Below are 13865 nucleotides of genomic sequence, written 5' to 3' on the forward strand. Positions count from 1 at the left end.
ATATGATTATTTTAAAGTAGAATAAAAGCTTAATATGAATGATTTTTCAGTCAAATTACATAATTAGCAATTAATAATAGTTATTTAGTAAATTTTATTATTAACTTGGAAGTTTTATCACTTCCAATTTTTTAGTGTTTGCTGAGTCTCTCTTTGCATGGTTTTTCTCTTCATATCTTCTCTTTTATCATGAAGTTTTTTACCTTGAGCTGTTGCGATTTGTACTTTCACTATATTTTTTTTATTAAAGTAAAGTTTTAATGCAACAATTGTAATTCCATCTTTAGTAACTTTTGTATGTAATTTTTCAATTTCTTTTCGATGAAGTAAAAGTTTTCTATCTCTTCTTTCATTAGGTCTAAAAGTTGTATGTGCTGTACTTAAATGAGAAATATGCATATTTAGTAAAAATACTTCATCTTTTATGATTCTAATGTGAGTATCTTTTAAATTAACTCTACCTTCTCTAATAGCTTTTACCTCACTACCTTGAAGAGAAATTCCAGCTTCATAAGTATCTAATATATGATAATCATGCCATGCTTTTTTATTTTTAAAAACTAAGCTCTTTTCTTTTTCTTTTTTTGCCATTTACTTTTCCTCATTTATAGTAAAAAACGAACTTCCACTTCCACTAAAATACCATTTTTCTTTTGAGTATTCTTCCAATTCTGGCTTAGCCATAATTGCAGGTTCATATAAATCATTTGCTTCTTTTATATTAAGCTCATTTAAAATGTCAATTGATTTCATACTTAATAGCTTTGCTCTTTCTTCTTTATTTATTTCTTTATAAAAATATTCTCTAAAAAATGAAAAGATTTTTCCTGTGTCACATTTTATATTTGGTGTTATTGTTTTTATATTTAAAGGCTCTTCCTCAAATTTTTCTACAATTTCTCCAATACCAGTAACATTTGCACTTTCATATTCGTATACAAAAAATGGAACATCTGCACCAATTTTCACTGCTATTTCACATAGTTCATCTTTTGTTAAATCTAAATTACAATATTTATTAGCCATTATTAAAAAAGTTGCAGCATTAGAACTACCACCTCCCAATCCAGCAAATTCAGGAATATTTTTCTCTATTTTTACACTGTATTCTTTAAAAAATTCTTCAACATTCTTCAAGTTTTTTATCAAATTGTATGCTTTATATACAGTGTTTGATTCTAGTTTACACCCAAAATTCCCTATAATATTAAATGCTTTCCTATTCGTTTTAACAAAAGAGAATTCGTCATACATATTATGAACTCGAACAAACCTAGATACAAGTTCATGGTATGTATCTCTTTTTCCTGAAATTTTTAAAAAGATATTTACTTTTGCATAAGATTTTGCGTACATTATAAAGAAACCTTATTTAATAGATATTTTACTTCTTTATTTTCAATTTGGATTATACTAAAAAACTCATCAAATACTATTAGATATTTTCCATCATTTTTATTTTCTAAATACTCTATTGATATTTTTCTTCCCGTATCAAGCCATTCTTTTGTTCCAAAGTATTTATTTTTTGGTAAGTCTAAATAATCAAGTGGATTTAAATCTTTTTCATTTTCATAGAAAAACTTACCTTCATTAATTCTTTCAAGATATGATAAAGTTCCTTTTCTTAAAAGTTTACTTAGCAATATTTGAGCTAGACTTCTAATATATGAACCTTCACTTACTGAACTTTCAAAAGTAATAAAAGGATGATTATATGATATTAATTTAGTATTATAAACTCTCATAGATGACTTTTTCATTTGCACATCTTTACCTTCTCTGGCTAAATCATAAGCTCTTTTACCATTTATTTTCTTTGCAGAAAATTTAGGAGGATAATATTCATGAACACCAATAAGATTCTTCACTTCTTTTTCAATAACTTCTAACTCAAGCTTTTCTTCATTTTCAATACTAATCATATTTTCAATATCTAATGATTCAGATTGAGCTCCCAACCAAATAACTGCCCTATAAGTTTTAGGTGTTTTACTCATATAATTAAATAGTTTTGAATACTGTCCAAAAGCTACAATTAAACATCCACAAGCAAAGGGATCTAAAGTTCCACTAAAACCTGCTTTTTTATTTTTATATTTTCTTTTTATTTCATTTAAATAAGAGTTTGAACTTTTAAATATTGGTTTTTTTACAACAAGCAATTTATTTAAGGGTTCTTTATTATATAATTTCTTTTGCAAAGAAAACCTCTTATATTTTTTCTACAAATGAAGATAGAATATCTCTTCTTTGTCCACCAAAATTAATTGTTAGTTTATAATCTTTACCAGCTTTATTTGCTTTTTGAACTCTACCCATACCAAATATTTTATGTTGAACCAAATCACCTTTTTTGAAAGATGAATGTTTCTCAATCGTTAAACAACCTTTTATAAGTCCTGATTCACTCAAAAACCTTGATTTATTTAAAACAGCTCTTTTCCCTTTATAAAATCTTGAGTGAGCAAACGATAGAGTTAGATTATCCATAGCTCTTGTAATAGCAACATAACCTAATCTTCTTTCTTCTTCTATATCACTACCATCACCTGTTATAGGAAAAAAACCTTCTTCAAAACCGATAATAAAAAGATGTTTAAACTCTAAACCTTTTGAAGCATGAATACTCATCATCGAAACAGCTTCATTATAAAGTCCATCATTTTCACTTTCTAGTGCAATTTCATTTAAAAAATCTTTTAAATCTAAGTGAGGATTTTGAATAAAGAAATCTCTTATATATCCATAAAATTCATCAATATTAGCCTGTCTATCAAATCCATCTGGAACAGTATCATAAGAAGCTCTATAATCAAAAGCCTCTTCAAATGAATCTAAAAACTTCATTTTTGATTCTTTTAACTGTTCTTTTAAATCCATAATTGAAGCTTCAAATACTTTTAATGTTCTTGAGTTCTTTTTACCAACAACTGCTGTTAATTCTTCAGCATTAAAACTTTGAATAAGTTCAAAAATCGGTTTTTGTAACTGCGCCGATTTTGCATCAAGTTTTTCAATTGTAGTTTTCCCAATCCCACGCTTAGGTTTATTTACAATTCTTTTTAAGGAAAAATTATCATGAGAATTAGTAAGAACTCTAAAATAAGCTATTAAATCTTTAATTTCTGCTCTTTCATAGAACTTCATACCACCAACTAATTTATAATTTAATCCTGCTCTGTTAAAACCTTCTTCTAGTGATCTTGATAAGGCATTAACTCTAAATAAAATAGCTACATCTTTTGCACTAACACCACTATCTAAAAGTTTTTTAATATCATCAATGATTTTTCTTGTTTCTTCATTTTCATCATGTGATTCATATATTCTAATAGAATCACCTTTTTTTCTTGTTCCTACAAGTTTTTTACCAAGCCTATCTCTATTGTGTTCAATAAGTTGATTTGCATGGTCTAAAATAGTATCAGTCGATCTATAGTTTTCTTCAAGTTTCACAACTTTTGTATTTTCAAAATGCTCACTAAAATTAAGAATATTTTTAATAGTAGCACCTCTCCAACCATAAATACTTTGGTCATCATCACCAACAACACAAAGATTATTATGTGAAGAACATAACATCTTTAAAAGTTTATATTGAAGTTCATTTGTATCTTGATACTCATCAACCATTATATATTGATATTTTTGACTTATTTCTTGTGCTAATCTTTCATTATTTTTTAGTATTAAGTATGGAAGTAAAATTAAATCATCAAAATCTACAAGATTATTTTTTTCTAAATATGCTTCATATTTTTCATATACATCAGCAATTTGCTGATAAAGCTTTAATTGTGCTGCTGCTTTTGCCTCGTCAGGTGTAATTAAAGTGTTTTTATACTTTGATATTTCACTAACTAAAAGTGAAGTTGTTATATCTTTTTCTATTGATTTTAGTATTCTTTTTTTATCATCTGTATCTATTATTATGAAATTGTTTTTTCTATCAAGTTGCGTCATGTGAAACTTTAAAAATAGTAAACCAAATTTATGAAATGTACATAATAATGGTGGAGTATTTATCATAGCTGGGTCTATCATAGAGAAAGCTCTTTCTCTCATCTCAGCTGCTGCTTTATTTGTAAATGTAAGTGTTAAAATTGAACTTGGGTCAATTCCTATTGAAATCAAATATGCTAGTCTAGTTGTAATAGTTTTTGTTTTTCCAGACCCTGCACCTGCTAAAATTAACAGTGAACCATCAATATGTTGTGCGGCATCTTTTTGTGAATCGTTTAATAATGATAATAGATTTTCTGACATTTCTTCTCCCAATAATATATAATTATACCACATAAAAATTAAATTCACTATTTCTCTTAATTATTCTATATATAAATAAATGTTATTATAATCATAATTTATTTTACGGAGGTTATAATGCTAACAGATTTTGCTAAACTAGAGACATTCTTAACAGTTGTTAGAGAAAAGTCTTTTTCTAAAGCTTCAGCAAAACTTGGTATTTCTCAACCTGCTGTAACACAACAAATGAGATATATTGAAGATTACTTAGATGTACAAGTAGTTGATAGAAAGAAAAATGGTATTAGACTTACAAAAGAAGGTCAAATGCTTTATTCAATCGCTTTAAAGATCGAAAAATGTGTTGCAAATGGCGAAAAAGAACTACTAAAAATTATGAATAAAGATGTTACTTTTGTTTTTGGAGCATCATTTATTATTGGAAACTATATTTTACCTAGATTTTTAAATAATCTTAAAGAAAATATTAACAATGAAGTATCAATCAATGTTTCTGTTTCTCATGAAGCGATTCAAGACTTACTTGATAAAAAAATTGATATGGCTTTAGTTGAAAACTATGTTCCAAACGACGATATTGTATATAGAGAATGGATGGAAGATGAAATTGTAATATTTTCAAATCAGAAGCTTCCAACAAGAGCAAAAGCAGAAGATCTGTTATCTTATAAATGGGTATGTAGAAACCCTGATTCTCATACAAGAGCTATTTTTAAAGAAAATCTTGATAAAGCTAATTATCCTGACTGTGATACTTTTGATGTAACTAGTGAAGTTACAAGTGCCACAACAATTGTACAAACTGTTTTACACTCAGATAAAAATGCAACACCAACTGTTTCAATTGTTTCAAGAAATGCCATTGAATCACTTTTAAAATCTGGTGCTTTATATGAATCAAGAATTAATAATCAAAAAATGGTTAGAAAATTATATATTGCATATAGAAAAGATAGAAAACATGATGCTTTTATAGACAATGTAGTTGACTATCTTCTAAAAATGAAATAAGTATTAGAACTCTAATACTTATTTTAATAATTAAGCCCCTCTTTTTCCAAAGCTAATCTTATTTTTTTCATTTGAGTATGTTTATCTCTACACCATTGTGGTGAAAGTAAAGTATCATCATCAATTCCAGCAGTAATTCTTTGAATTGAAATATTTTCAGGTAAATCAACTATAGATTTCACAACTGTATCAATATATAAATCCTCAGTAATTGGTGTAAATCTTCCTTTTCTAAACTCATTTGTTAAAAGAGTGTTTTTTACTACATACAAAGGATGAAATTTTATAGAATCAACATTTAAATCAACTGTTTGCTTAAATGATTCTAACATCATTTCTTGATTTTCACCTGGAAGTCCATAGATTAAATGTCCACAAACATTTAAACCTTTTTCTTTACTTCTTTTAATCCAATACTTCATATTTTCAACACTATCACCTCTGTTAATAGTATCTAGCGTTTCATCATAAAAAGATTGAATACCATACTCAACCCAAATCTCTTTATCTTTTGATAGATTTACTAAATAGTCTAAAATCTCATCAGTAACACAATCTGTTCTTGTACCTATACTAAGTCCTATTACATTATCAAAAGATAGGGCTTTTTCATATAAAGCTTTAAGTGTTGAAAAAGGAGCATAAGTATTTGTAAAAGATTGGAAATAAACTATAAATTTTCCAACTCCAAATTTATTTTGTAGCCTATCTCTTGTGGCAACAAATTGCATTTCAAGTTGTTTTAATTGATTATCTAAATATGGGTTTTCATTAATTTTAGGATTTAATTTAAACTTAGTTCTTTTCTCTTTTAAATTAGGAGAGAAGGAGTCATTTTCACAAAATGAACACCCTCCTTTTGCTTTAGTTCCATCAATATTTGGACAAGTAAATCCAGATATTGAAATAGGAACTTTATAAACTTTTTCTCCAAATTTATTTTTAAAATACCTACCTATTGTTAAAACGTCTTTTAAATTACTCATTTTACTCTTTTACGAAGTAATCCCCATTGAAACTCTCTAAAGCATAATTTCTATCATTTCCAATTGCACCTGTTAAATCATCAACTGAAAGATATTTTAATGAATCAGCTTGAATATATTCACATACTTCATCAACTGACATATTGTTTGAAATTAACTCTTCTTTATTTGGTGTATCAATACCATAGTAACAAGGGAATTTTATTTCAGGAGAAGCAACTCTAAAATGAACTTCTTTAGCTCCTGCATCTTTTAGCATTTTTACTATTCTTTTAGATGTAGTACCTCTTACAACTGAGTCATCAATAACAAGTAGTGATTTTCCAGCAATAAGTGATTTCATAGGACTTAGTTTCATTCTTACTTTTAAGTTTCTCATCTCTTGTGTTGGTTCAATAAAGGTTCTTCCAACATAGTGATTTCTAATAATCCCATACTCAAAAGGTACTCCACTTTGTGCAGCATAACCAAGTGCAGCTGGAACTCCTGAATCTGGTACAGGTACAACCATATCTACATTTATTTCAGAATCTTCATCGTTTCTAGCAAGTGCTCTTCCCATATTTTCTCTAGTTCTATATACATTTTTGCCATCTATAACTGAATCAGGTCTAGCAAAATATACAAACTCAAAAGCACAAGGTCTATACTGAGATTCAAATAATTGAATTGATTCTGGTTCATCTTTATCTTCACTAAAGATTAACATTTCTCCTGGATTAACATCTCTTATAAACTCGGCATCTACTAAATCAAATGCACAAGTTTCTGATGCAACAATATATCCACCTGACTTTAATTTTCCTAAAGATAATGGTCTAATACCATATCTATCTCTAATTACAAACTGTTTTGATCTTGACTGAACAATAAAACAATAAGCTCCTATAGTCTTAGTTAAAGCCTCTTTTATTCTATCTCTTAATCTATCTTTTGTATTTTTAGCAATTAAATGAATTAGGTTTTCTGTGTCCATTCCAGTTTGGAAAATAGCACCTTTGTCAATTAAGTCTTGTCTTACTTCTTGTTTATTAATTAAGTTACCATTATGAACTATTGATATCTCACCTAATTTATACTTAGCAAAAACTGGCTGTGCATCTAAAATTGAATCCCCACCTGCTGTTGAGTATCTATTATGACCAATTGCCATATTACCTTTTAAATATTGTAAAGCCTCATCTGTGAATACTTCTGATACTAAACCTCTATCTTTTTTTGTATAAATTTTACCACTACAAGAAGAAGAAATACCTGTTGCTTCTTGACCTCTATGCTGCATAGAAAATAAAGCTAAAGAAGCTAACCTTGCTGCATTATCATTTCCGTAAATTCCAACTATTGCACACATTTATTTAACCTTTTAAAAGAGGAAGAAGTGAACTTGATGCGCACCTATAAGTAAAAAACTTATAGAGTAAAATATCTTTTCCTCTTAGTATTTTTATATTTAATTTGTTATTAGTTTTATAGACCTAAAGCGTCATTAATTGAGTAAAGTTTTGCATCTTTTCCAATAATCCATTTTGCAACTTTAATAGCACCTTGTGAAAATGTGTTTCTTGCTGTTGCAGTATGATTTAACTCTAAAAATTCTCCATCATTATATAGTCCAACAGTATGTCTTCCTACAATATCTCCCCCTCTTAATGCCATAACAGCGATTTCATCTTTTGTTCTAGCACCTATTTGTCCATCTCTTCCAGAGATTCTTACATCATCTAAATCTAAACCTCTTGCATCTGCAGCATGCTCTGCAAGTGTAAGAGCTGTACCTGAGGGAGAATCAACTTTATGTCTATGATGTTGTTCAACAATTTCAATATCAAAATTAGCTAATGTTTTTGAAGCTAAGTGTACAAGTTTATTTAAAACAGCAACACCTAAACTCATATTTGTAGCATATAATACTGGTACTAATTTACTAGCTTCTAACAATAAATTTTGTTGATGCTTATTAAATCCAGTCGTAGCAATAACTAATGGCTTTCTAGCACCATTTTCTACTACTTCTGTAAGTAAAGCTTCTGTTGCAGCAGGAGCTGAAAAATCAATAACTACATCTGAGTTTTCAAATAAAACTGCTAAATCATTTGTAACTACTGTATCTTCTGGTACTTGTTTCTTTAGTTTATCAAAAACATGTACTGCACCTACTCTTGCATGCTCATCATTTTCTAAATCATCAATTAACAATGATCCAACTCTACCTGTACTTCCTAAAATACCTACTTTAATCATTTTTTCTAGCTTCCTTATCCTATATATTCAATAATATTAACTGCTGCAGTTGCTCCATCTCCTGAGGCACATACAACTTGTTTTGCTGCATCAATTCTAATATCACCAGCAGCATATAAACCTGGTGTTGATGTTTCCATCTTAAGGTTTACGATAACTTCACCTTGCTCATTTACATCACAAAGGAAAGACCCATCTTCTTGTTTAATTGGGTCATTTAAAACATCTCTACCAACAAATACAAAAACACCTGGAGTTGGTAAATCTCTAATTTCACCTGTTTCTTTAGATTTTACTTTTAATCCAAGAACACCAGTGTTATCTCCGAATACTTCTTCAACAGTAACATTTGTAACTTCTTCAATATTTTCAGTGTTTTTCATATGTTCAATTGTAGATGGAGCTGCTCTATAAGTATCTCTTCTATGAACTAAATAAACTTTTGAACAAAGTTTTGCTAAATAAACTGCTTCTTCTAGTGCTGTATCACCACCACCAACAACTGCAACTTCTTTACCTTTGTAGAAGAATCCATCACAAGTTGCACAAGTTGAGATACCTTGACCAAAGAATTTATCTTCACCAGCAAATCCAGCTCTTCTTGGAACAGAACCTGTTGCCATTAAAACAGTTTTAGCTTCATACTCTTTTCCATCAACACCTGTCAATTTAAAGATATCATTTTCTTTTACTACATTAGTAATTTGGTTCATTTCATGTTTTAATCCAAATTTTTGACATTGTTCAGGCCAATTTTGCATTAATTCCATTCCAGTCATTACTTCACCTTGACCTGGATAATTCTCAATTTCAGATGAACCAGTGATTTGTCCACCAGGCATTCCCATCTCAAACATAACAACATTATTTAAACCACCTCTTGTAGCATAAAGCCCAGCAGTTAACCCAGCAGGTCCTCCACCAATAATTGCTAAATCTAACATATTAGTATCCTTTTATTTATATCATTTATTTTTATTATAATTTATAGTATTTATCAAAACAGTATAATACTAAAAACTATGTAAGTTATAGTTTAATCAAAACAAAACTTTATTGGATAAATTTTATCATTTAATATTAAATATCAACTTAAAGAATTGATTTTTTGTTTAAAATTTTTATGCTATTATTTCATAACTAAAAGGAAATATATGGAAAATTTAAACACAATTATCTCATCAATCGCATCTTTTGTTTGGGGACCACCAATGTTAATACTGCTAGTTGGGACAGGTCTTTATTTAACAATAAGATTAAAAGGTATGCAGTTTTGGGCATTAGGTCATGCTTTTAAATTAATTTTTAAAAAAGAAGATGATGCAAAAGGTGATATATCTAACTTTGCAGCACTAATGACTGCTCTTGCAGCTACTGTTGGAATAGGAAATATTGTAGGTGTTGCTACTGCTATAAACATGGGAGGCCCTGGTGCTGTTTTTTGGATGTGGGTTACAGGTTTAGTTGGAATGGCAACAAAATATTCAGAAGCAATTCTAGCAGTTAAGTATAGAGAAAAAGGTTTAAATGGTTACAAAGGTGGACCTATGTATTATATTTACAAAGGTGCTAATATGCCAATGCTAGCTATGGCTTTTGCTATATTTACTGTTATTGCTTCTTTTGGAATAGGAAATATGGCACAAGCAAATGCTGTTGCTAATGCTTTAAATTCTCAATTTAATATTTCTTATGAGATGACAGGTGTTGTTTTACTTACAATTACTGCTATTGTAGTTTTAGGTGGTATTAAAACTATTGGAAAGGTAACCACTTATTTAATTCCATTTATGATTGCTATATATTTAGTTACTGCATTTATTATTATTTTTACTAATATTGATAAAGTTAGTGATGCTTTTGGAATGATTTTTTATTATGCTTTTAATCCTATGGCAGCTACAGGTGGGTTTGCAGGTGCTGCAATAGCTGCTGCAATTAGATATGGTATAGCAAGAGGAGTTTTCTCAAATGAATCAGGTTTAGGTTCTGCGCCAATTGCAGCTGCTGCTGCAAAAACAAGTGATCCTGTAAAACAAGCTTTAATTTCAATGACTCAAACATTTATAGATACTTTAATTGTTTGTACAATGACAGCATTAATTATTTTAATGGCACCTATTTGGACACAAGGTGGAAATGCAGGTGAGTTAACACTAAAAAGTTTTGAATTCTTTTTAGGTGATTGGGGAGCTTTAGTAATTGTTTTTGCAACAATTCTTTTTGGATATTCTACAATTCTTGGATGGTCATACTATGGAGAGCGAGCTTTTGAATATATCTTAGGAGATAAAAAAATATATTTTTACAGAGTATTTTTTATCTGTATAATTTATGTAGGATGTGTATCTCAACTAAAATTAGTTTGGAATTTTTCTGACTTAGCAAATGGTTTAATGGCAATACCTAACCTAATAGGTCTTTTAATTCTTTCTAAAGTTGTTACAACAGAAACAAATAGATATTTTAAAAATAAATAGTATAAAAGCTTAAGCTTTTATACTAACTTAGTACTTTTACTTAAACTATATCCTAAGCCTTTCACACTTAATATAGCATCATTAAAAAGTTTTCTTCTTAATCTTTTAATCATAGCTCTTACATTTGTTAAGTTTGTATCTTCACCTTCCCAAACATATTCATAAATTTCATCATAACTTGCTATATGATGCAAATTTTTAGAAAATAATTCTAAAAAAAGAATTTCTTTTTTTGTTAATTCTAATTCATTTTCATTTTCATACATAATTCTATTTTTAAAATCATACTTAAAACTCTCATTAAATTGTAAATATTTTTTTTCAATTTTACAAAGCTTTTTTATTTTTTCAACTAATTCAAATATGTAAAATGGTTTTTTTATGTAATCATCACAACCTAAATCATAAGATTTCTGGATTCTTTCAAAATCATGATTTGAGCTAATTATAACAGCTGGACTATCTTTATGATTCATTCTTAATAATTCTAAAAGTGATATACCATCAATATTGGGTACATTTATATCTAAAATAAAACATGAGTAACCATTTTCTAAATTATCTAAAGCTTCTTGCCCATCTGTAAAGGTATCCACTTGATAATTTTCTTTCTCTAATGATACTTTTATTAAATTTAGTAATCTTTCATTATCTTCTAAAACTAAAATTTTCACTTCTTATACTCCAAAACAATTTCAAATAAAGCACCTTCATTGGTATTTTTTACATTTAATTTACCATTCATTTTATCTTCTATAATCATTTTTGCCATATATAAACCTATACCATGTCCTTCTTTTTTTGTAGAAAAATAAGCTTTAAAAATCTTTTTTAAATTTGCTTCTTTTATTCCACCTGCATTATCTATTATTTGTATTTTTACAAAATTTTCTAAATTTAAAATATTAATATCTATCTTTCTATCATTTAAATCTTTTTTTATTAATTCATCTTTTGCATTATTTATAATATTCAATATTGATTGCATAAATTCATTTCTATATCCACATACAGTTAAATTTAAATTATTTTCACAATATAAGTTTATATCAATATAGTTGTATTTTATATTATGATTTACAACTTTTAGTAATTCTTCAATTGCTTCTTTTACATTAAAGATTGTTTTTTTATTTGAAGGAATAATAAAATTTTGAAAATCATTTATAGTTTTGTTCATATATTCAACTTGTGTCATAATATCTTTTACATAAGATTCATTCTCACTTTTATTTGTTTGAGAATTATAAAAACTCTCTTGCGCTATAGTTGTGATTTCAACTAATGGAGCTTTCCACTGGTGTGCAATTGATGAAAATATTTCTCCTATTTCTGCTAATTTTGATTGTTGAATAATAAACTGTTGATTTTTTTGCCGTTCATTTTCAATTTTCTTTTCTTTTGTTATGTCAGTTAAAATTGTAACAATTCCTGTCTTTTTTGTTTTACTATCACAATAAATTGCTTGTTTTATAAAATATATTTTTTCATGAATAGTTGTTGTTTTAAGTTTAAAAATAGAATTCTTCTTTGAATTTTTCTGATATCGTAATAATGCCTTTTTTAATATTTCAATATTTTTATTATCTAAAAAATCATCTAATTTTTTATTATAAATTGATTCTTTTTTTATATCTAAAATATTACAAAACATCATATTTGAATCAATTATTTTTCCCTTCTCATCTTGCCAAAAAATAGGACTTTCTATTGCATTTAATAACACTTCATCAAAAACAATTCTTTGTTTTAATTTATTTTGAGTATTTATTCTCATATAAATATTATGAATTAATCCTAAAATAAGAAAAATAAAAATAGGTGAAATTGTAAAGACAAAATTTATAAAACCTCTATGTTTATCAAAAAAAGTAATTCTTTTATTTACCAGCTCATAATCATTCGTAACTTGAGCTATAGCAATAGTAAATTCATCTAATTTTTTAGCATCAAAAACATAAGTAAAATCCCTAAATACATTTACTTTTCTTATTTCTTTTCCATTTATAATATCTAATGCTAAAACTCCTGACTTTTCACCAAACTTTATCAAATCAATTATTTTACCACCAATTGCACCTTTACTTTTAAAAACAGAATCAGTAATAAAAACTGGCACTTTTGATTCTTCTATAAATTTTGAAATTTCATAATTTTTATTTAATTTTCCATCACTATTTTTATAAAATCTTATAAATAAAATTGCACTATTATTTTCATAAAAATTAAAACGATTTTTCAAAGCTTCGATATTATCTTCTTTAATATATATAAGATTATATCTTCCATCAAAGTTTTTAAACAAGTTTTTAATAAGTGGTTCAGTATGTTGAGCATTTAAACTTTTATCATTAATTATATAGAGATTTTTAATACCTGGAATAATTTTTTTGATTAAATCTAAATTCCCTTGTAAATCTCTTTTTTCTAATAAAACCCAAACTTTATTTAATAAATTCTTTTCAACTAACCTTTTATTTGAAAAATTTTCTATTCCAACAGTAAGTATTTTTGTATCAGAAAAAAGTTCATTATAGGAATTAATGATAAAATCATAGGCAAACCTATCAACAGTAATTACTAAGTCGTATTTTCTCTGATTTAGCTGAACTTTATAGAGATTTTTTAAATTTTCATTATACTCTTGTGATGTTATTCTTTTGGAGTCCATATATAAAATATTTAAATTTATATTAGAATGATTATAAAAAACTTTTTCTATTCCTTTTATTACATCATCACTCCATTTATAACCTTTATGATAAGAGTTTATAATCAATATATTTTTATTTGAATCATTTGAAAAAAGAAAGCTTGAAAGAATTAATAGTAGTAATAAAGTTTTTTTCATAAATTTATTATAGTAAGATTTATA

Annotated in this window: 12 protein-coding genes; 2 read left to right on the plus strand and 10 right to left on the minus strand. The window is 27.2% G+C overall.

Annotated elements, in window-relative coordinates:
- Nucleotides 1–117: 117 nt before the first annotated feature.
- The 4 genes from smpB to ACH5BH_RS05515 are packed head-to-tail and all read right to left on the minus strand — an operon-like array spanning nucleotide 118 to nucleotide 4269.
- Entirely contained in the window at nucleotides 118–591 is a 474-nt protein-coding gene (gene smpB, locus ACH5BH_RS05500) for an SsrA-binding protein SmpB (protein ID WP_404306094.1), read from the minus strand.
- The gene (locus tag ACH5BH_RS05505) at nucleotides 592–1356 is read right to left on the minus strand and encodes a 4-(cytidine 5'-diphospho)-2-C-methyl-D-erythritol kinase (RefSeq protein WP_423297701.1); all 765 of its coding nucleotides are present in this window, start codon (nucleotides 1354–1356) and stop codon (nucleotides 592–594) included.
- Entirely contained in the window at nucleotides 1356–2204 is an 849-nt protein-coding gene (truB, locus tag ACH5BH_RS05510) for a tRNA pseudouridine(55) synthase TruB (protein WP_423297702.1), read from the minus strand. The genes ACH5BH_RS05505 and truB overlap by 1 nt, the downstream gene beginning before the upstream one ends.
- 10 nt (nucleotides 2205–2214) lie before the next feature.
- Nucleotides 2215–4269: an ATP-dependent helicase gene (locus tag ACH5BH_RS05515; protein ID WP_404306100.1), complete on the minus strand. Its 2055-nt coding sequence runs from the start codon at nucleotides 4267–4269 to the stop codon at nucleotides 2215–2217.
- A 117-nt stretch (nucleotides 4270–4386) separates the two neighbouring features.
- On the opposite strand from ACH5BH_RS05515, the gene ACH5BH_RS05520 reads away from it, so the two are divergent.
- Complete coding sequence (locus tag ACH5BH_RS05520; protein WP_404306102.1) at nucleotides 4387–5283, plus strand: LysR substrate-binding domain-containing protein; 897 nt, start codon at nucleotides 4387–4389, stop codon at nucleotides 5281–5283.
- Between the two features lie 23 nt (nucleotides 5284–5306).
- Here the strand turns inward: ACH5BH_RS05520 and mnmL are convergent, their stop codons facing one another.
- From mnmL to trxB, 4 genes are all read right to left on the minus strand, one after another.
- The gene (gene mnmL / locus ACH5BH_RS05525; RefSeq protein WP_423297703.1) at nucleotides 5307–6269 is read right to left on the minus strand and encodes a tRNA modification radical SAM protein MnmL/YtqA; all 963 of its coding nucleotides are present in this window, start codon (nucleotides 6267–6269) and stop codon (nucleotides 5307–5309) included.
- Nucleotide 6270: 1 nt separating this feature from the next.
- Entirely contained in the window at nucleotides 6271–7620 is a 1350-nt protein-coding gene (gene purF, locus ACH5BH_RS05530) for an amidophosphoribosyltransferase (protein ID WP_404306106.1), read from the minus strand.
- 116 nt (nucleotides 7621–7736) lie between these two features.
- Nucleotides 7737–8510, minus strand: coding sequence for a 4-hydroxy-tetrahydrodipicolinate reductase (gene dapB, locus ACH5BH_RS05535; protein ID WP_423297704.1), 774 nt, complete (start codon nucleotides 8508–8510; stop codon nucleotides 7737–7739).
- A gap of 14 nt (nucleotides 8511–8524) precedes the next feature.
- On the minus strand, nucleotides 8525–9454 hold the full coding sequence (trxB, locus tag ACH5BH_RS05540; protein WP_423297705.1) for a thioredoxin-disulfide reductase: 930 nt from the start codon (nucleotides 9452–9454) through the stop codon (nucleotides 8525–8527).
- Between the two features lie 210 nt (nucleotides 9455–9664).
- Here trxB and ACH5BH_RS05545 point away from each other — a divergent pair, with 210 nt between their 5' ends.
- Complete coding sequence (locus tag ACH5BH_RS05545) at nucleotides 9665–10990, plus strand: alanine/glycine:cation symporter family protein (protein ID WP_404306112.1); 1326 nt, start codon at nucleotides 9665–9667, stop codon at nucleotides 10988–10990.
- A gap of 17 nt (nucleotides 10991–11007) precedes the next feature.
- Here ACH5BH_RS05545 and ACH5BH_RS05550 read toward each other — a convergent pair whose 3' ends face one another.
- Nucleotides 11008–11664 carry a response regulator transcription factor gene (locus ACH5BH_RS05550; RefSeq protein WP_423297706.1) on the minus strand — a complete coding sequence of 219 codons (657 nt, stop codon included), beginning with the start codon at nucleotides 11662–11664 and terminating at the stop codon, nucleotides 11008–11010.
- On the minus strand, nucleotides 11661–13841 hold the full coding sequence (locus ACH5BH_RS05555; RefSeq protein WP_423297707.1) for a sensor histidine kinase: 2181 nt from the start codon (nucleotides 13839–13841) through the stop codon (nucleotides 11661–11663). The genes ACH5BH_RS05550 and ACH5BH_RS05555 overlap by 4 nt, the downstream gene beginning before the upstream one ends.
- Nucleotides 13842–13865: the final 24 nt, after the last annotated feature.

The sequence above is a fragment of the Arcobacter rhizosphaerae genome (genome assembly GCF_049472155.1).
GTDB lineage: Bacteria > Campylobacterota > Campylobacteria > Campylobacterales > Arcobacteraceae > Arcobacter_B.